A 17,901-nucleotide genomic window follows, 5' to 3' on the forward strand; every position below is an offset into this window, starting at 1 on the left:
GACGCCTTGCTGGTATTCCACGGTTGGAGTGCCATGCAGCCACTGCGGCGGAGCCTGTGGTGGATAGAAGAGAGTCGTCCCGTCAACGGGCACGACCCACAGCATCAATCGACAAGGATGTAACACCCCATGAAGCTTGCCTCTTTAAGCGACGGCCGTTGCGGTACGGCGCAAATCTGGAACAGCGCCCCGCAACTGGCGCAAATCCTTCCGATCACCGCGTCCTCACTGGTACCCGCTGGCGCGCGCGTGGTCATCATCGCCCCGCATCCCGGCGACGAAGTGCTGGCCTGTGGCGGCTTGCTGCAGTTGCTCAGCACCCTGGAACACCCCCTGCAACTGATCTCCCTCACCGACGGCAGTGCCAGCCACCCGGGGTCCAACATATGGCCGGCGAGCCGCTTGAGCGTGGTGCGCCCGCAGGAAAGTGTCGAAGCCCTACGCCGCCTGGGTATGCCGTTGCACAGCCTGAAGTGGATACGTGGCGGGTTCTGCGATACCGCCCTCGCCGCCCGGGAAGCACAGCTGAGCCAGTTCATCGCGCGTTACCTGCAACCGGGCGACGTGGTGTTCAGCACCTGGCGCAATGACGGCAACGCCGACCATGACGCAGTCGGCCGTGCCAGCGCCAAGGCATGCAGCCTGGTAGGCGCGCAGTTGCATGAATTGCCGATCTGGGCCTGGCACTGGCCCGCCCGAGAAGGGGCGATCATCCCCTGGCAACGGGCGCGCAAAGTGCGTCTGGACAGCTGGAGCGTGGCGCGCAAACTCCATGCCGTCCACGCCTACGCCAGCCAGTTGGCCGGCGATCCGGAAATCGACCTGGCCCCCATGATGGCCCAGGTGCTGCTGGAGCGTATGCGCGAGCCTTACGAGATCGTGCTGTCGTAAAACCTCACCTGTCCTAGTGTGTTTGATGGGTGTGAGGGCGGTATTGCAGGCTGCTACGCCACGTTCGACCGCAACGCCAAAAGCCTGGAGGACACGGATCACGTGGCGATCACCGTGTTCAACTGGTGACGCCAACGGCGCTCCGCGCCCGGCGACTGCGCCAAGCGCTTTGCCGGCAAGTAGGCGTTCCGCCTGATCAATGACGGCGTGGGTCACAACCTGCCGCAGGAGGCGCCCGAGGCGTTTGCCAAGGCCGTCATTGATGCGGATCACCTGCGACCGATTGTGTCCCCTTCATCCAACTAGCACCCTTGAATCGCGAAAACGGGTAAGCGATCCCCAGCCAGATAAACCAGGCCGGCATCACGTACAGCGCCAGGCGTGTATCCGGCCGCAACGCCACAGGTCGCTCTTGATGACACTGATCTCGCCATCCTCGCCCTGCGGCAGGAAGACGCCAGTATTTACAACGCTCAACTCAGCGAGCGTTTATCCCTGAGCCTCACGACCTGCTGGCGGCGACGCAACCCCCTGGAAGAAGAAGGCGTGATTCCGGCTGGCCATTCCCAAGCGCGACTGAGCAGCCGCACCTGGGGCCCGTTTGGAGATTGATAGCTAAACGCCCCATCCGCCACATGTGAAAAATTCGTTAACTAATTATCCCTAAAGGCTTTTTCCTTCCGACTCAATCTGCGAGACTGATACGAATAATTATCAACATCGTTATTATTCGCCACGGATGGCATTCGGGGAGGTTCAGTTCCATGCCTGTGCAACAACACGGCGGTAAAGGTTTTTCACCCAGTTTGATGGCGTTGGCTGTCTGTCTTGCGAGCGCCCAAGCGGCCTTTGCCGCGGACACTGAAACGCCGACAACCACGCTTGAGCTGGGCGCCACGCAAATCTCCGGGGAGCAGCAGCTTGGCGAAACCACCGAAGGCACGCAGTCCTACACCACTGGCGCGATGAAAACGGCGACCAAGCTGCCATTGACCATGCGTGAGACCCCGCAGGCTGTCACCGTTATCACGCGTCAACGTATGGACGACCAGGCGATGACCAGCATCAACGACGTGGTCAATGCCACTCCCGGGTTGTTCCTGAACTACTCCAGCGGGCCTGGGCGGCAGTCCTACACCTCGCGCGGGTTTGACATCGACAACCTCATGTATGACGGCATCCCCAGCGGCTATAACGGCACAACGGTGGGCGCTCAGCCGAACCTGGCGATGTTTGATCGTGTCGAGGTTGTGCGCGGTGCCACCGGCTTGGTAACTGGCGCGGGCAACCCTTCGGCCGCGATCAACCTGGTCCGTAAGCGCCCACTGGACGAGCAGAAAGTCACCCTGACCGGCGCCGCCGGCAGTTGGGATGACTACCGCGGCGAGCTCGACGCTTCCAGCCCGCTCAATGACAGTGGCACTTGGCGCGGGCGGGTGGTGACCTCATACCGCGACGCCAACAGTTTCATCGATAAATCCGAGGACACTCACGGCCTGTTCTATGCCGTCACCGAAGCCGACTTGAGCGAAGACACCACCCTCACCCTCGGTTTCTCAAACCAGAAGGACAAGACCAATTACTTCTGGGGCTCTTCGATGGTCGGCCAGGATGGCCATCACTTGGACCTGCCGCGCTCGTACAACCCCGGCACCGACTGGGAGAACAAGGATCAGGAGATCAACACAGTGTTCGCCGAGCTGCGTCAGCGCCTGGCCAACGACTGGAAGCTTCAGGTCAACGCCAACTACGCCGAGCAGAACGCGTTGTTTTCTGGCTCCTACCAGTCACGCTGGGTCAACAACACGCTGGCCCGCACGGTCTACCAGGCCGCCTACGACGAAAACCAGGCCGGCGTTGACGCCTTTGCCAGCGGCCCGTTTCAGGCATTTGGGCGCACCCATGAACTGGTGGTAGGCGCCAGCCGCCGCATCTACGACATGACCACCCACAATTACAGTCCGTACAACACCAACTGGCCGCTCACGGCTGCCAAGCCGGACTTTGTGCACACGACCAATGACCGCACCGTCACCACCCAGGACGGTCTCTACGTCACCACACGCCTGAGCCTGGCCGACCCATTGAAGCTGATCCTCGGCGGACGTTTGGATTGGTATGACTACGATGCCCATGGCAGCGACACCGGCGACTACAAGGTGACCCGCAACCTCACCCGTTATGCAGGCCTGATCTACGACCTGGACGATCACCACTCGGTCTACGTCAGCTACAGCGACATCTTCACGCCACAGCGCGACAAAGATACTTCAGGCAACCCACTCAAGCCGATCGTCGGCAAGAACTATGAGGTGGGGATCAAGGGCGAATACCTGGGTGGCGCGCTGAATGCGAGCCTGGCGCTGTTTCGCGTCGACCAGGAAAACCGAGCAGTGGGCGTGACCGTGGCAAACTGCCCACAAGCCTCCTGCTCTGAAGCCTCCGGCGAGATTCGCAGCCAGGGTATCGACGTCGAACTGCAAGGCGCGTTGACCGAGAATTGGCAGGTCGGCGGTGGCTACACCTACGCGCGTACACACACCATCAAGGACGAAGCGAACCCGCAGAAGGTCAACAAGCAGTTCGACACTGATACGCCGGAGCATCTGTTCAAGCTGACCACCCGCTACAACTTCCAGGGCCCACTGGAAAAACTCCGCGTGGGTGGCAACATCTCTTGGCAGAGCCGCATGTACAACGACCTTAAGCTGACTGATGGCAGCTACTACCGCCTTGAACAAGGCGCTTACGCCGTCACCGACCTGATGGCCGGCTACAAGGTCAACGATCACCTTGACCTGCAACTCAACGCCAACAACATCTTCGACCGACGCTACTACACAACCATTGCCAACTCGGTGAGCTACGGCGGTGACGCCTACGGCAACCCGCGTAACATGACGCTGACGGCCAAGTACAGCTTCTAATCATCGACGCATCTTCGGCTACCCGACTGGGTAGCCGTCTCTAAAGTTCCTCTCGATGATGCCGATATGCGTTTGGCAAAACTCAATCCAATAAAAAACAAAAACACCCCACTTGCTCCACCCTGCCCCCGTTTTGTTCCAACCAAACCATATGGAGTCAGTGTGAATGCACACCCGCGCGCGTTTTTTCGAGCACTACCGTAAAGCCGACCGCATCATGCTGGCGTTGATCTGGCTGATGTTTTTTTTCTCCCTGGGCCTGGCGTTCTGGCACGACACATTGATGCAGGCCGTGATCGTGGGCGGCGGCACCGGCGTGGTGCTCACTGCGCTTTATCGAGCCCTTGGCACCTGATCGACGGCGTCGCCCGCGACTCCCACGGCCTCGGCCAACTCGGCCAGGAACTGGCAGACGCCAGCGGCACTCTGGAAAAAGGCGCGCGGCATCAGTTGGCAGAAATCACCCAATTGGCCTCACGCCTCAACGCACGCACGAGACCGTGCAAGGACAGGCCACTCAAACCGAACACATCGGCACCGTACTGGAATTCATCAGCAGCATCGCTAACCAAACCAACCTCCTCGCCCTCAATGCCGCCATCGAAGCCGCCCGCGCCGGCGAGCAAGGTCGTGGCTTCGCCGTGGTCACCGACGAAGTCCGCAGCCTGGCGCAGAGCACAACGGATGATGTGGAGATGTTGGCGAGGAGCAGTGAACGGTTACCGCCGATTGCGGTGAGGTTGGATGCGTTGGGGAGGCGGTTTCATCAATGAGCCGTGCGAGCGCAGATGTGCGCCCACTTGGTGACAGCGATTCGACGGCAAAGCCAAAGCCTGAACTCACTATTTAAACGGCCTCCTTGCCCCTTCGCGTTAAACAGGCTACAAATCCCACCACCCAGTTGTACGACAACCTAAAAATAAATAGCCATCCGCGACGATGGCGTCCATTGCTCGAGTTCCCCATGACTGCCCCTGCCCAAGCCACACCCGCCCTATTCTCCCGCCCCATCGCCGTGTTGATTCTGCTCTGCATGGGTTGCGCCTTCGCAGGCAACCACATCGCCGCTCGCGTAGCTTTTGATGACGGCGCCGGGGTGTTGCTGGCCATTGTGCTGCGCTCGGGCGGCACTTTGTTGGTACTGGCCGCGTTAGTGCTGTGGCAGCGTCAAAGCCTGCGCCTGCCGCCCGGTGCATGGCGTTGGCAAGTACTGCTGGGCCTACTTATTGCGGCGCAAAGCCTGTGCCTGTATTCCGCCGTAGCCCGCGTACCCGTAGCGGTGGCGCTGTTGGTGGGCAATGTTTTCCCTATTTTGCTGGCGCTGCTCACCTGGGCATTTGGCGGCCCAAGACCCACTGCTCGCACCGCCTTGCTGATGGGCTTGATTCTGGTGGGGCTGGTGTTTGTCCTCGACGTACCAGGCCGCCTCTCAAGCAATACAGACATCGGCCCGCACTGGCTACTCGGCATAACCCTCGCCTTCTGCGCCGCGTTTGTATTCGCCTGCGCGCTGTGGATCACCGATCACAAGTTGTCCCAGGTACGTGGTTCCGTGCGCAGCCTGCTGACGATCTTTATCGTGTTCAGCAGCGTCAACCTCGCCGGCCTGAGTGGTGCCCTTCCAGGCGGCCTGAACTTGCCGGCAACGGGTACCGGTTGGCTGGCGCTCGCGACGCTGGTCGTGCTCTATGGCACCGGTTTTATCGTGCTGTTCATTTCCGTCCCCCGCCTGGATATGCCGCGCAATGCGCCGGTGATGAACATCGAGCCGCTGGCGACGCTGCTGATGGGCTGGATCGTGCTCGATCAAATGCTCAGCGCCGGGCAGTTGGCCGGCGGTGTCATCGTGGTGACGGGGATTGTGCTGCTGACTTATCCCAGATCACCTCGGCCTGCGCGCGAGCCACACTCATCCAGCCCCGCCCATCGATAGCCCCTCGCCTCACCTGGCCCAATTCCTGCCTCCATAAGCCCATAGAGTCGCTACTGACTACGCGGACGACTCTTTTGGGCCCCGCGGCCCAACCGCCTCCCCCGATAATCGATCATCCCCGATCATTCCGAGGCCCTCCCCCATGACGAGCCCATCCACCGAACAGGTCAGCCCCCAAACCCTGCGAAAGGTCATCATCGCCGCCGGCATCGGTAACTTCGTCGAGTGGTTTGACTTCGCCGTCTACGGCTTCCTCGCCACCACCATCGCCCAACAATTTTTCCCCAGCGGCAACGCCAGCGCCGCGCTGCTGAAAACCTTCGCCGTATTCGCCGTTGCGTTCGCTTTCCGGCCCTTGGGCGGGATTTTCTTCGGCATGCTCGGTGATCGGATTGGCCGCAAACGCACGCTGGCCATGACAATCATGCTGATGGCCGGCGCCACCACTTTGATCGGCCTGCTCCCTACGTACGCGGCCATCGGCGTCGCGGCGCCGATTCTTTTGTCGCTGATCCGCTGCGCCCAAGGTTTCTCAGCCGGGGGCGAATACGCCGGAGCCTGTGCCTACCTGATGGAGCACGCGCCCAGTGACAAACGCGCCTGGTACGGCAGCTTCGTGCCGGTCTCGACGTTTTCCGCCTTCGCCGCCGCAGCTGTGGTGGCTTACGCCCTTGAGACGTCATTATCCGTCGAGGCGATGGGCAGTTGGGGCTGGCGCCTGCCGTTCCTGATCGCCGCACCGCTGGGCCTGGTAGGGCTTTACTTGCGCTGGAAGCTGGATGAAACGCCAGCCTTCCAGGCCGTTAAGCAAGAGCACGCAGTCGCCCACTCCCCGCTCAAGGAAACCTTGCGCAACCATGGTGCGGCGATCTGCTGCCTGGGCGCTTTTGTGTCGCTGACGGCGCTGTCGTTTTATATGTTCACCACCTACTTCGCGACGTACCTGCAAGTGGCGGGTGGGCTGACTCGGGCGGCGGCGTTGCTGGTGTCGCTGATTGCGTTGATCTTCGCGGCGGCGATCTGCCCGCTGGCGGGGTTGTATTCAGATCGAGTCGGGCGCCGGGTCACGGTGATGACGGCGTGTGCATTGCTGATCGTGGTGGTGTTTCCGTCGTTCCTGATGGCCAGTTCGGGTTCGTTTGCGGCGTCTATTGTCGGGGTGATGTTGCTGGCGGTGGGCGCAGTTTTGTGTGGTGTGGTCACGGCGGCGTTGCTGTCGGAGACTTTTCCGACGCGCACGCGGTACACCGCCTCGGCGATCACTTATAACGTGGCTTATACGATCTTCGGCGGAACCGCGCCGCTGATGGCGACATGGTTGATCAGCACTACGGGGAGCAATCTGTCACCGGCGTTTTATCTGATTGCGGTGGCGTTGCTGGCGTTGGCGGGCGGGTTGGCGCTGCCGGAGACATCGAGGATTTCGTTGCATGACGTGGGGTCGGAGGAGAAGGACGCGGCGCCTTTGCTTTCGCGTTAGGTTCAAGAACAACGGCGCGGAGCTGCGAAAACGGTGTGTCAGGCGACGAAGTGGCTGGCGATACCGCCGCCTTCGCAGCCTCGCCGGGGCTCGACGGCTCCGACCCTTGATCGGCGTCGCAGCTGAAATTTCGCTCGCCGCTACAACCGAAATCCAACCAACACGATTCGCGCTGAACACGGGTATGATCCAGCCTAAGCCCGCCCGATTGGACCCTCGCTCATGCCCGCATCCCAAACTCGCCCTTCTCCAGCACCTTTGCTCAACCCTGGCGAAACCGTCGTGTTGTTTGACGGTGTGTGCAAGCTGTGCAACGGTTGGGCCAGGTTCCTGATTCGTCATGACCACCCGCGCCGTATTCGATTGGCGGCAGTGCAATCCCCCGAGGGGCAGGCGTTGCTGGCCTGGGCGGGATTGCCACTGGATCAGTTCGACACCCTGGCGGTGATTCGCGACCACCACTATTGGGTGCGTTCGGACGCGGTGTTCGAAATCATCGCGCAACTGCCTGCCGTGTGGCGTCCAATTCTGCTGTTGCGCGGCATCCCGCGGGGGCTTCGGGATTGGGCTTACGATCGCATCGCACGCAATCGCTATCGACTCTTCGGCAAGTACAACACCTGCCTGTTACCGGATCCCGATCATGAGCAGCGTTTTTTGAAGAGACCGTTATGAACGCCCTGGTGCGCATCAACTGGATCGCCCGAGGCGGCCTGGCGTTTATGTTCGCCTATCATGGGCTGGTGCCGAAGCTGTTGTGGCTGAGCGACGGCGAGCGGACGATGTTTCAGGCGCACGGGATCGAGCAAGTGCAGTTATTCGCAACGCTGGCGGGGGTTGGCGAGATTGCGCTGGCGTTATGGATCGTGCTTTCACCACGCAATCCCTGGCCGATCGCGGTGGCGGCGACGGCACTGATTGGGTTGCTGGTGGATGTGGCGGTGGTCAGCCCGGCGCTGCTAAGGGAGGCGTTTAACCCTATGTCACTTAACGTGGCCGGGCTGGCGCTGTGTGCAGTGGCTTGGAATATCCGTCTGAAAAACGCACGGCCAGGCTCAGGTTCGCCGGATCGTTGATGGCCGCCATGTATTCGTCGACGCTTATCTCACCGACGCACGGCCGCGCGCCGGGTTCGGGTACATTGCCCTGGGCGAGTTTGATAGCCAGCGCAACGGCGGCGCAGCTGGGAATTTCCGGGCCTTTGTCGTTCAAGGCCGTCAGTTGCACCGCCAGTGACAACGGTTGACCCTCAGCACCCAGGCCCCGCACATCGATGTACATTGCACTTTTGCCATCACCCAAACGTTCGAACCAGGTACCCAGCCGATGCAGCCGTGCGGCCCAGGTGGCAGGGTCACGCACAATCCCCAGCCGCAGTGCCTGGGCCAGCAAGTAGTTGGCGACGCCTCCCAGTTTGAGTCCCGCGCCCGCCTTGAAGCTCAAGGTATGGGCACCATAGCGGCTGGCGAAAATATCCATGTCGGGCACGTCCACATTAGCCAGCACCCGTGTGCCTAGCTGTGGCAGCTTGCGCAGCGTCAGGTCTTGCCAGCCCAACACTTCATGCACCTGGCCGTTCCTGAGCTGCTTGATCGGCTTGCCCGCATAGGCGAGCACACCTTCGACCGTCGACAAGCCCGGCATCTTGGCCGAAGAGGAAATGCCATGCTCGATCGAGTCGATGCGCGTGAAGCGATACCGGTACTGATCGATGATCGCCGACGAGAGCGTCGGCACTGAACTGCAACCCGTGAGAATGGCGACGCCCGCCTGCTTGGCCTGTGCATCCAGCACGTCCACGCCATTGACGAACGTGCGGCAGTCAGACAGGTCACAGTAGTTCACGCCCGCCTCGATGCAACTCAGGGCGACGGCATAGGACTGCCCCTGAAACGGGCCACCGGTATGGACCACCAACCCGATGTTCTGAGACTGCAGGACGCCAGCGAAACCGGCCCCCATGGCATCGCCGCACCAGCCTTCGCACACACTGCCCAACGGTGCGTTCAACTCATCAAGTTTGCGTTGCAACTTATGGGGATCACGCCCCGAGAGCACCAGTTCAATGCCCGGCGCTACGGCCAAATGCCGGCATACAATGCTGCCGAAGTTACCGTAGCCACCGATCACCATCACCCTGAGTGCCATTCCATTCTTCCCTGAACTATTAATCGTGCGCGGCTGAGGCGGCTAAAGATACTCGATTTCTTGAGCGCCCCACTACGAACCTTTATGCAGACGGTTGAGCACTGCTTCAAACGCCTCTCTCCATGCCGGCGTCGCGCCGTTATTCCTGAGTACCTCCAACCCAGCCGCAGTAAAAGTCCCTGGCGTAGCAATGGCGCCACCCAACGCTTGCAGGCTGGCCTGCGGCGTGTGCCGGGCGCTGGCCAGGCAGTCTTGCATGTTGCCCATCACAAGCTGCGCAGCCTGCTCTTTCGACAAGCCCTTATCGGTAAACCATTGCTGCAGATCGCTCAGGAAGAAGTAGAACCAACCATTCATGCAAGCCGCAACGGTGGCCAGTTCGAACGCAGCTTCGTCGTCGAGCACTATCAACGAACCCAGCGTGCCCAGCAGCGTTTCATGAGGCTCACCGCCTGGCGTGACCACCACCGTGGACTGATTGATCTGGGCCGCATATGAGAGCATTGCGCGCACGGAATGCGTCTGTGGGAAGCAGCGTTGTAACTCGCTGCGCTTCAAACCGGCCACCAACGACACCAGCGTTTGCTGGGGTTTGAGCTGTATTTCATTGGACAGCTGCTCGACCACCTCCGGGCGCACACCGAGGAATAACAGGTCCGCCTCATCAACGACCTGTTGATTGTCGGCCATCACCTCACACGCGCACTGACGGCTGAGTTGCTGTGCACGTTCGTGATTGCGCGGAGAAAGCAGCACTCGCCCGGTAAACCCGCCACGGCGCAGCCCGATCACAACCTTCTCCGTCAGCTCACCCACACCCAGGATTCCAATCTTCAGCACTGTGTTTCCTCCCTTATCTCAAGCCGATAATGGCGCAGGTTCGAAGCATCATAGGCACATTTGGCGAACCCGGTTTCGCCCAGGGTAAAAGCTCAAGCGACACTCATGAAGGTGTGCGAGTACGTTACACTCGCTGGCTTAAACAGCAGCCATGGAGGCAAGCATGAGTGTTCGCGGTCAAGATCGGCAAATCGACAACATCGAGTTCAATGTGGGCGACATTGCACGCAGCAAAGCGTTCTACGCCAGCGCGTTTGGCTGGACATTCGTCGACTACGGCCCTACCTACACTGAATTCAGCGATGGCCGCCTTACCGGTGGCTTCACCACCGGCGAACCGGTTCGACCGGGTGGTCCTTTAATCATTTTGTACACCGACGACCTCGATGCCGCGCAACAGCGGCTCAAAGCCCTGGGCGCTGTAATTACCCGCGCGACATTTTCGTTCCCCGGTGGAAGCAGGTTCCATTTCACCGATCCTGATGGTTATGAACTGGCTGTCTGGAGTGTTCAACCTCACCGCTGAATAAGCCTAATGAAATGGAAGTCACCTGATGTTCGAACGTAGCAAACTGGTTCCAGAGTTAATGGTCACTGACCTGGAAAGCAGCCTGGCCTTTTGGGTGTCCTGCCTGGGATTTGAAGTGGTTTATCAACGCCCAGAAGACGGGTTCGCTTACCTCGACCTGAACGGTGCGCAAGTCATGCTTGAGCAGGCCGTCCCGGATGCAGGCCAATGGCTGACTGCCCCGTTGAGTAAGCCGTTTGGAAGAGGCATCAACCTGCAGATTGACGTTGTGGCTGTGGCCCCCATCATCCAGAAACTGGGTCAGGCTGGATTTCCACTCTTTCGAGCATGCAAAGACACCTGGTATCGGGCGAACAACGTAGAAGTCGGCCAGCGCGAATTAATCGTCCAGGATCCCGATGGCTATCTTGTAAGGTTGGTCGAGCGTTTGGGTGAACGGCCGGCGGGTTCAGCTTGAAGCAGGCACAGGCGAGCGTCCGCTCAGCCGCACATGCCAGGTGGGCGAATAAGCACCCTTCATAGTAGGGTGGCGGCCACCAACCATCATCGGCATTCCCGCCAGCAAGGCAAGCAAAGCCATCAACCAATCGCCCAAGGTGTTTGACGAGCATGTCATCCCTGCGGGTAAACCCTTCATTGCCGGGTTCGCCATGGGCGGCTCGCAAATGTCCTGCTTTCCCGCACCCGTCACGCTCATCCCCGAGCCCGGCAAGGACTATGAAATGGAACTTCAAATGTTGAAAATCAGCACGTTCAAGGCCGGTTGCGTGATTGCCGTGCGCCAACTCTCGGCGCAGGGCGATACCACCGTTGAAACGCCGCTGAGACCGCAGGTGTGTGCCAAGACGCCGTCGGGATGGTACACCGTCAGCCCAGCACCTTTGCCCTGAAATACCAGAGCAGGACGGCATAGTCGGCCTGCTTATCGGGTAGCTCCCTGAGCTCGAAACCAGCGTGTATTCATGGAGGAAAAAATGCGGATTTACATCACAGGCGCTTCGTGTGCAGGCGTGACGACTTTGGGTCAGAACCTCGCCACGCGGCTTGATGTAAGGCAGGTCGATGTCGATGATTATTACTGGATGCCCACAGACCCTCCCTTCACGACCAAGCGGCCTCCCGCTGATCGCGTGTCATTGATGCAGCAAGCACTCGGTAAAGACGATTGGGTGTTGAGCGGTTCATGCATGGGCTGGGGAGATGCGCTCATCGCTGATGCGGAGCTGATTGTCTTCGTTGTCACACCTACACTCGTTCGCCCCTTGAACGGCTGGCCGCACGTGAGAAGGAGAACTTTGGCGGTCGGATAGCGCGAGGTGGTGACATGTATCAGATACATGAGGCTTTTCGGGAATGGGCTTCGCAGTATGATGATCCGAACTTTTCAGGACGCAACCGAGCGTGGCACGAGGCGTGGTTATCCCGGCAGGTGGCCTCGGTGTTGCGGGTTGACGGGATGAGCAGTGCTGAACGGATGGCGGAGGATGTCGTGCAGGCGGTGTCGCGCATGTCGCGATAGCTTAACGCTCTGAATCCGTTAACCCACATTGCCCCATCCACTGTTGGGACTTTTCAAGCAAGCTTTCTGTGAGAGCTGATTCTACTGAATAGAAACTGGAGCACTCGGGATGCAATTTCAGCCTGCAACTACGGATATCCCTTTAGTTACTCTTGTTGGAACTGAACCCGGTGATTTCGAAACACTTGTCGCTATTCGGATTGAAGCCATGCGTGAAAGCCTTGAGCGCATTGGTCGCTTCGATCCCGTGCGGGCCCGCGAGCGTTTTCGCGAAGGCTTTTCTTCCGAGTCCACTCGCTGCATTGAAGTTTCCGGCGAGCGAGTAGGTTTCGTCGTCATCAAGCCGCTTATCGACGGATTATTGCTTGATCATCTGTACATCAAGCCGAGCGCACAAGGCGCGGGCATAGGTTCCGTTGTCCTCAGTCAAATCTTCGTGGAAGCGGATGCCGCAGGAATGGCATTGCGGGTAGGGGCTCTCAGAGAAAGCGAGTCAAATCGTTTTTATACGCGTCATGGCTTCCAGTTTGTCGAAAGTACCGAATTCGACAACTACTATGTTCGTCACCCTGCCCAAGGCAACTCGGCGGCCGAGATCTGAGCCAGAGCCACCTGACCTGATGGATGGCATCGGCCAACGTTTGCGTGCCGAGGTGTCAACTACAGAAGAGACACCGGCACGCCATAGCTGAGTTGATCCGCGCGCGTTGGTTTCATCGCAGACTCAACGCGCGCATTGTCCAACAGCCCCCTACCCCCTTATCCTCACACCTCCCCGCCCACGCGATCCCGGAGCCGCCATGGACCTCGCCACTCTCGCCCTTTTCCTGCCCGCCTGCTTCGCCTTGAACATGGCGCCCGGCCCGAACAACTTACTGTCTGTGAGCAACGCCACGCGCTACGGCTACCGCACTTCGTGCCTGGCGGGTATCGGTCGGCTGCTGGCCTTTGCTGGGATGATCGCCCTCGCCTCGGCGGGTTTGGCGGTGGTGCTGCAAACGTCGGAGTTGTTGTTTTATGGGATCAAGTTTTTGGGCGCGGCGTATCTGTTTTATCTGGCATATCAGTTGTGGCGGGCGAATCCCGAGGCGCAAGAGCAATCGCCTACCGCCAAGGTGGGATTGTGGGCGTTGGCGCGTCAGGAGTTTTTAGTCGCAGCGGGCAATCCGAAAGCCATCTTGATCTTCACCGCGTTCCTGCCGCAATTCGTCGTGCCCGGCGAGCCGATCACTCCGAAATTCGCCCTCCTGGGCGTGATGTTCCTGGTGCTGGAATGGATCGCCATCAGTGCCTACGCCTATATCGGCCTGCATATGCGGCGCTGGTTTGCGGAGCCTCGGGGCAAGCGAATGTTTAATCGGTGCTGCGCGGGGTTGCTGTCAGCGGCGGCGACGGTGTTGTTGATGGCGCGCAGGGCTTAAATCACCTTAAATTTTCCGTGGCGTCCGACCATGACCCGCAAAAATACCCTTTGTCTCTGGTACAACGGCACCGCCCTTCATCGCCGCGATTGAAGCGGCGGTGGCCGCAGGTTAAGGCAGCACCTCAAGCATGGCCTTGGCCGCCAGCGCGTGGACTGTGCGGGTGGGGTGCCATTCGTCCCAGTAATAGTGGCCGTCGGGGTTGGTGCACAGCGGTTTCACTTCTGGGTAGGTGGCTTGGCACGGCGTGTCCAGGTCCTTGAAGCCGTTGGCGGCGGGATTGGCGCGCAGTTTGTCGCTGAAGGCCAAGTGGTCGAAATAGCTGACCTTTGCCGCGCCGATCTGCGCCAGCGCCGCCGGGAGTTTTTGCGCCAGCAACTGCTGGTATTTTTTCGCATTATCGACCTGGTTGCCCTGCACCACGGCGGGTACATGGCTGAGGTCAGTAGTCCCAACTACCATCACGTGCCTGGCGCCCGCCGCTACCAATTGCTCTGTGGCACTGCGAATGTTGGCCAAGCTGGATTCACTCAGCGCTTCAATGGTTTCAGGGTGGGAGAAATCGGCCCATTCGAAAAAATCGTTGGCCGAGATGAAGATGAAATACAGCGCCTTGGGGTCGGCTTTGTGCGACTTGGCGGCCTGCAAGTGCTCGGCGACCTGGCCCAGAACGCCCGTATCCTGGGACGGCATCATCCACGTGTAGTAGTTGCCGTGGCCACTTTTGGCCCCCCCTACCGCGTAGTCGGTCAGGGGTATGTTCAGTGCGTCGGCCAAGCCTTCGACGGCGGTCGGCCCATTGCTCCAGCGTCCCTTCCAATACAGCGGCCCTGGCAGCGCTTGGGCATCCTTGACCTTTTGCGTTGCGAGTCGAGTGGTGAGCGCTTCGCCCGCGCCATTGTCGGAATAGCTGTCGCCAAAGGCATACAGATGATCGTAGCTCGTGGCGCCCAAGGCGGTCGAGGCAGATAGAGCCAGCAGAGCAGCCAGGCACGCGCGTCGTATAATCGAAGTTCTCCCAGAATGTCTGGATAGACTAGCGGCCCGCTGCAAATGCAGTAAAACGATTGCGACCCGCACCTATCCGGCGGCGGCCATGCAAGCACTGTACAGATGCCGTTTGGCTCGTTAGGCTTTCACCTTGTAGCATCCGGCTACAGATTCAGCGCTCCCCGCCGTTACCCTTAAACCCGAATGGACTCAACGAGGCTCTCGTGCGCTTTATCACTCCTCTTTTGCTGATCGGTGGCATCGCCACCCTGGCCGGTTGTGCCAACCAGAAAACCCAAGTCGACCGCATGCTCGCCGACACTCTCGCCCAGCCCCTGGTTGAAAACAGCATCGTGCGCGAAGGCGACCTGCTGAGCTTCGAGCTGCTGATGCCGGACGGCCCGAGTGGTCTGCGACGCACCATGCAATTCGAGGCGGCCTGTTCATCGCCGCAACTGCATTTGCTGTACCTGGACGGCTCGCAACGGATCTACCCCGCCAGTGCAGGCCGCTACAGCGCGGCGCGCAAATTATCGCCGCAATTGCGCGCGACCTTGGCCGCCAACCAGACATTCGTGCGCGCCTGTGCCGAAACGCCTAAGCCAGACTGGCGCCTGATGCAGAGCAACGAGCGTGACAACCAGGTATTGATCGACGCCAACAGCATCAAGACCGTGAATGGCGAAACACGCTTCTGGGCTGCTTTCGACGAGCCAGCGGTGCTCAACGATATGCCCTACAACGCCCCCTATGCGCAGAAACGCGAGCACTTTGCGGTGTCGTGCACGGACGGTACCTATAAGGCGCTGGCCGGCTACGACATGGACGCCGACAACCGCGTCAGTGATGGCCGCGTCGACAGTTTCCCCACGCCACAGAAAATCGCCGGCAGCAATGCCGACTATGTGCAGTTGTTCAATAAGGTGTGCGTCAACCCGCAGAAGATTGCCGCGCTGCCGGCGTTCAAACCACGCCTGAAGGCGCCGGTGACCATCGCACTGACCTCGGTACAACCTCAGGTGCTGGCCGCAATCACGCCGTTGAACCTGGACAAGCCCGCCCGTGCCTTCAAATACGTGCACATGACCGGCACGTCGACCTTTAAGGGCGAGACCACCAACAGCCAGAGTACGGACTTCATCAGCCAGGATGCGGCAAGCGGACAACTGGCCATCGCCACCCGCGGGCAAGGCTATGAAAGCCACACGGTGAGCTGGCGCAACCTCATCCCGCTGGTGGCGAAAAACACCTACAGTTCCTCGGGCATGGCAGAAAGCGAAACGCTGACGCAGTTGAGCTTCACCGGCAACTGGAAATCCCTGCCGGTGGGCGACACCGTGATTTATCAAACAACGCGCTCCAGCCTCAATAGCCTCATTGGCAGCCGCACCAAAGTCCAGATTACCCGCTGCGTAGTTGAACGCGAACTGCAGGCCAGCGAGCTCAACCCTGGCCTGCTCGGGGCGGCCAAGGCCCTTAAGTGCAGCTTCGATAACGATGAATACAACCGGGTGAACCACCTGTACTACCTGACCGACTACGCCTACTTCTACGAGTCGAGCACGGACAAAAACGCGTTCTACTATTCCGACACGCGTATCGATAAATTCGAATAAACGCCGTTGACACACTCTGCAATATTCCATAAAGATGGAGGCCTTATTCAGGGTGTGTCAGCCAATGTCCGCAATGTCCTCCGTTAACCTTTCCGCCACTGGCTCCATTGCCAAGGCGCAAGGTTGCGTTGCGCACGCCCTCAAATCGAAGAAACAGTCGCTCATGTGACCGGGGCGCGCTGTCCCGTCAGATGAGCTGACAGGGCATTGAGCGCGACGGTCTTCCTCCCTTGCACAATTCCCTCTGCCCTTCTGACGGTGACTCAAGCGGTCAATCATCAGGAGAAAGTGCATGTCATCGTTTCAAGGTATCTGGGTCCCCGTGGTCACGCCGTTCCATGACGGTGCCATCGACTTTATCGGCCTGCGCCGGCTGGTCAGCCACCTGCTGGAAAAGCACGTGGCCGGGATCATGGTATGCACCACCACCGGGGAAGCCGCATCGCTGAGCCGCCAGGAACAACTCGCGGTGCTGGATGCGGTGTTGCAGTTGGTGCCGGCGCACCGCGTAGTCATGGGCTTGGCAGGCAACAACCAGATCGAGTTACTGCAATTCCAGCGTGAAATCCTGCAACGGCCGATCGCCGGTTTGCTGGTGCCGGCGCCAAGTTACATCCGCCCGTCCCAGGCCGGCCTGGTGGCCTTCTTCCACTCAGTGGCCGATGCGTCCAGCGTGCCGATCATTCTCTATGACATTCCCTATCGCACCGGCGCAACTTTCGAGCAGGCCACCTTGCTGACTATCGTCACCCACCCGCGGATCGTCGCGATCAAGGACTGCGGCGGCAACCTGGGCAATACCCTGGCGCTGCTGGCCAGCGGTGAGGTGGATGTGTTGTGTGGGGAAGATGTGCAGATGTTCAACGCGCTGTGCCTCGGCGCTACCGGGGCTATTGCGGCCTCGGCACATAGACAGACTGAAGAGTTTGTGGCTTTGTGCCAGCAGGTACGGGACAACCAACTGGCCGAGGCGCGGGCGACGTTCTTTGGGTTGCTGCCACTGATCAACACGATGTTCATGGAGCCCAACCCGGCACCGGTTAAAGCGGCGTTGGCCTTGGAGGGCTTGATCGGCAGCGAGTTGCGGGCGCCGATGCAAACGGCCGGGGCTGACGTGATAGCACGCTTGCAGCAGCTGCAGAACCGGGCCGGCTGATGCGCTAAAAACAGACCGCCAGCGGACCGTCCGGTTGCGACCGGACCGATCCCGGCCTATCGTCGAACGCAGGCTGTGCCTCTTGCTGTCCAACCCCTCCGTATCCCGGTGACGACATGCCCTCGCTTCCTCGCCCCGCTGTCCTCCAGCTTATCGGCAACACGCCGCTGGTTCGGGTCAGCGGGTTCGACAAGGTGCGCCAACGCAGCGCCGGGCACCGCTTCAGCTTTGTCGACCTGAGTGATTTTTTGGCGTTTGAGGCCAGCTTGCAGGACGACACGCGCATGGTCTGGGTCGAGACCCAACCCCCTGCTGAGCCTCACCGACCTTACCCGGGCCTGGCGTCCCATCCGCAGCATGAGCTGGCACGAAAACAGATGCGTGGGTTTGGCGCAGGCCCTGGCAAAAATCTAACAGCAGAAACCGATCACATGTGGGAGCTGGCTCCCAC

17 protein-coding genes and 6 pseudogenes are annotated in these 17,901 nt (G+C 59.9%); 19 read left to right on the top strand and 4 right to left on the bottom strand.

The features are described 5' to 3' along the window. Positions 1-129 precede the first annotated feature (129 nt). Positions 130-891, top strand: coding sequence for a PIG-L deacetylase family protein (locus AACY30_RS15485; protein WP_339540630.1), 762 nt, complete (start codon positions 130-132; stop codon positions 889-891). 57 nt (positions 892-948) lie between these two features. Next, positions 949-1,197, top strand: a pseudogene (locus AACY30_RS15490) (hypothetical protein); the annotation flags it as partial. Here the strand turns inward: AACY30_RS15490 and AACY30_RS15495 are convergent. Next, a pseudogene (locus tag AACY30_RS15495) lies at positions 1,148-1,294 on the bottom strand (amino acid transporter); the annotation flags it as partial. The pseudogenes AACY30_RS15490 and AACY30_RS15495 overlap by 50 nt on opposite strands. Here AACY30_RS15495 and AACY30_RS15500 point away from each other — a divergent pair. The 8 genes and pseudogenes from AACY30_RS15500 to AACY30_RS15530 form a co-directional block, all read left to right on the top strand. Further along, positions 1,273-1,443: pseudogene (locus tag AACY30_RS15500) on the top strand (winged helix-turn-helix transcriptional regulator); the annotation flags it as partial. The pseudogenes AACY30_RS15495 and AACY30_RS15500 sit on opposite strands and share 22 nt — an antisense overlap. A 212-nt stretch (positions 1,444-1,655) precedes the next feature. Beyond that, positions 1,656-3,818: a TonB-dependent siderophore receptor gene (locus AACY30_RS15505; RefSeq protein WP_339540631.1), complete on the top strand. Its 2,163-nt coding sequence runs from the start codon at positions 1,656-1,658 to the stop codon at positions 3,816-3,818. Positions 3,819-3,984: 166 nt separating this feature from the next. After that, positions 3,985-4,173 carry a hypothetical protein gene (locus tag AACY30_RS27505; protein ID WP_445261435.1) on the top strand — a complete coding sequence of 63 codons (189 nt, stop codon included), beginning with the start codon at positions 3,985-3,987 and terminating at the stop codon, positions 4,171-4,173. A 196-nt stretch (positions 4,174-4,369) separates the two neighbouring features. Then, positions 4,370-4,492: pseudogene (locus tag AACY30_RS27510) on the top strand (methyl-accepting chemotaxis protein); the annotation flags it as partial. Positions 4,493-4,782: 290 nt separating this feature from the next. Continuing rightward, on the top strand, positions 4,783-5,751 hold the full coding sequence (locus AACY30_RS15515) for a DMT family transporter (protein WP_339540632.1): 969 nt from the start codon (positions 4,783-4,785) through the stop codon (positions 5,749-5,751). Between the two features lie 142 nt (positions 5,752-5,893). Beyond that, entirely contained in the window at positions 5,894-7,231 is a 1,338-nt protein-coding gene (locus AACY30_RS15520) for an MFS transporter (RefSeq protein ID WP_339427552.1), read from the top strand. A 222-nt stretch (positions 7,232-7,453) separates the two neighbouring features. Continuing rightward, positions 7,454-7,906, top strand: a complete 453-nt coding sequence (locus tag AACY30_RS15525; RefSeq protein ID WP_339427553.1) for a thiol-disulfide oxidoreductase DCC family protein — start codon at positions 7,454-7,456, stop codon at positions 7,904-7,906. Next, positions 7,903-8,307 carry a DoxX-like family protein gene (locus AACY30_RS15530; protein WP_339472048.1) on the top strand — a complete coding sequence of 135 codons (405 nt, stop codon included), beginning with the start codon at positions 7,903-7,905 and terminating at the stop codon, positions 8,305-8,307. Before AACY30_RS15525 ends, AACY30_RS15530 begins: the two co-directional genes overlap by 4 nt. Here AACY30_RS15530 and AACY30_RS15535 read toward each other — a convergent pair. Together AACY30_RS15535 and AACY30_RS15540 are read right to left on the bottom strand one after the other, a co-directional pair. Then, the gene (locus AACY30_RS15535) at positions 8,219-9,379 is read right to left on the bottom strand and encodes a saccharopine dehydrogenase family protein (RefSeq protein ID WP_339540633.1); all 1,161 of its coding nucleotides are present in this window, start codon (positions 9,377-9,379) and stop codon (positions 8,219-8,221) included. The genes AACY30_RS15530 and AACY30_RS15535 overlap by 89 nt on opposite strands. A 72-nt stretch (positions 9,380-9,451) precedes the next feature. Further along, positions 9,452-10,219 (bottom strand): NAD(P)-binding domain-containing protein, encoded by a 768-nt coding sequence (locus AACY30_RS15540; RefSeq protein WP_339472050.1) that lies wholly within the window; start codon positions 10,217-10,219, stop codon positions 9,452-9,454. Positions 10,220-10,382: 163 nt separating this feature from the next. Between AACY30_RS15540 and AACY30_RS15545 the strand changes: the two genes are divergently transcribed. From AACY30_RS15545 to AACY30_RS15570, 6 genes and pseudogenes are all read left to right on the top strand, one after another. After that, on the top strand, positions 10,383-10,745 hold the full coding sequence (locus AACY30_RS15545; RefSeq protein WP_339416027.1) for a VOC family protein: 363 nt from the start codon (positions 10,383-10,385) through the stop codon (positions 10,743-10,745). Positions 10,746-10,773: 28 nt separating this feature from the next. Beyond that, positions 10,774-11,205, top strand: coding sequence for a bleomycin resistance protein (locus AACY30_RS15550; RefSeq protein WP_339540634.1), 432 nt, complete (start codon positions 10,774-10,776; stop codon positions 11,203-11,205). Positions 11,206-11,470: 265 nt separating this feature from the next. Further along, positions 11,471-11,638: a hypothetical protein gene (locus AACY30_RS15555; RefSeq protein WP_339472052.1), complete on the top strand. Its 168-nt coding sequence runs from the start codon at positions 11,471-11,473 to the stop codon at positions 11,636-11,638. An 84-nt stretch (positions 11,639-11,722) separates the two neighbouring features. After that, positions 11,723-12,267 (top strand): annotated as a pseudogene (locus AACY30_RS15560) (AAA family ATPase). 109 nt (positions 12,268-12,376) lie between these two features. Continuing rightward, complete coding sequence (locus AACY30_RS15565) at positions 12,377-12,868, top strand: GNAT family N-acetyltransferase (protein ID WP_339416023.1); 492 nt, start codon at positions 12,377-12,379, stop codon at positions 12,866-12,868. Between the two features lie 199 nt (positions 12,869-13,067). Beyond that, complete coding sequence (locus AACY30_RS15570) at positions 13,068-13,688, top strand: LysE family translocator (RefSeq protein WP_339540635.1); 621 nt, start codon at positions 13,068-13,070, stop codon at positions 13,686-13,688. Between the two features lie 111 nt (positions 13,689-13,799). Here the strand turns inward: AACY30_RS15570 and AACY30_RS15575 are convergent, their stop codons facing one another. Next, positions 13,800-14,696 (bottom strand): SGNH/GDSL hydrolase family protein, encoded by an 897-nt coding sequence (locus AACY30_RS15575; RefSeq protein WP_339540717.1) that lies wholly within the window; start codon positions 14,694-14,696, stop codon positions 13,800-13,802. Between the two features lie 206 nt (positions 14,697-14,902). Between AACY30_RS15575 and AACY30_RS15580 the strand changes: the two genes are divergently transcribed. The 3 genes and pseudogenes from AACY30_RS15580 to AACY30_RS15590 all read left to right on the top strand — a co-directional run. Continuing rightward, on the top strand, positions 14,903-16,294 hold the full coding sequence (locus AACY30_RS15580) for a hypothetical protein (protein ID WP_339540636.1): 1,392 nt from the start codon (positions 14,903-14,905) through the stop codon (positions 16,292-16,294). 292 nt (positions 16,295-16,586) lie between these two features. Next, on the top strand, positions 16,587-17,450 hold the full coding sequence (dapA, locus tag AACY30_RS15585) for a 4-hydroxy-tetrahydrodipicolinate synthase (RefSeq protein WP_339540637.1): 864 nt from the start codon (positions 16,587-16,589) through the stop codon (positions 17,448-17,450). 116 nt (positions 17,451-17,566) lie between these two features. Then, a pseudogene (locus tag AACY30_RS15590) lies at positions 17,567-17,795 on the top strand (hypothetical protein); the annotation flags it as partial. Positions 17,796-17,901: the final 106 nt, after the last annotated feature.

This window comes from Pseudomonas sp. RA_5y_Pfl1_P24, assembly GCF_963970945.1.
Lineage (GTDB): Bacteria > Pseudomonadota > Gammaproteobacteria > Pseudomonadales > Pseudomonadaceae > Aquipseudomonas > Aquipseudomonas tritici.

Bases quoted from the DNA above. Each gene is read 5' to 3' on its own strand.
- AACY30_RS15485 (WP_339540630.1), top strand. From the start codon at position 130: ATGAAGCTTGCCTCTTTAAGCGACGGCCGTTGCGGTACGGCGCAAATC.
- AACY30_RS15530 (WP_339472048.1), top strand. From the start codon at position 7,903: ATGAACGCCCTGGTGCGCATCAACTGGATCGCCCGAGGCGGCCTGGCG.
- AACY30_RS15565 (WP_339416023.1), top strand. From the start codon at position 12,377: ATGCAATTTCAGCCTGCAACTACGGATATCCCTTTAGTTACTCTTGTT.
- AACY30_RS15505 (WP_339540631.1), top strand. From the start codon at position 1,656: ATGCCTGTGCAACAACACGGCGGTAAAGGTTTTTCACCCAGTTTGATG.
- AACY30_RS15550 (WP_339540634.1), top strand. From the start codon at position 10,774: ATGTTCGAACGTAGCAAACTGGTTCCAGAGTTAATGGTCACTGACCTG.
- AACY30_RS27505 (WP_445261435.1), top strand. From the start codon at position 3,985: ATGCACACCCGCGCGCGTTTTTTCGAGCACTACCGTAAAGCCGACCGC.
- dapA (WP_339540637.1), top strand. From the start codon at position 16,587: ATGTCATCGTTTCAAGGTATCTGGGTCCCCGTGGTCACGCCGTTCCAT.
- AACY30_RS15535 (WP_339540633.1), bottom strand. From the start codon at position 9,379: ATGGCACTCAGGGTGATGGTGATCGGTGGCTACGGTAACTTCGGCAGC.
- AACY30_RS15525 (WP_339427553.1), top strand. From the start codon at position 7,454: ATGCCCGCATCCCAAACTCGCCCTTCTCCAGCACCTTTGCTCAACCCT.
- AACY30_RS15555 (WP_339472052.1), top strand. From the start codon at position 11,471: ATGGAACTTCAAATGTTGAAAATCAGCACGTTCAAGGCCGGTTGCGTG.
- AACY30_RS15520 (WP_339427552.1), top strand. From the start codon at position 5,894: ATGACGAGCCCATCCACCGAACAGGTCAGCCCCCAAACCCTGCGAAAG.
- AACY30_RS15570 (WP_339540635.1), top strand. From the start codon at position 13,068: ATGGACCTCGCCACTCTCGCCCTTTTCCTGCCCGCCTGCTTCGCCTTG.
- AACY30_RS15545 (WP_339416027.1), top strand. From the start codon at position 10,383: ATGAGTGTTCGCGGTCAAGATCGGCAAATCGACAACATCGAGTTCAAT.
- AACY30_RS15515 (WP_339540632.1), top strand. From the start codon at position 4,783: ATGACTGCCCCTGCCCAAGCCACACCCGCCCTATTCTCCCGCCCCATC.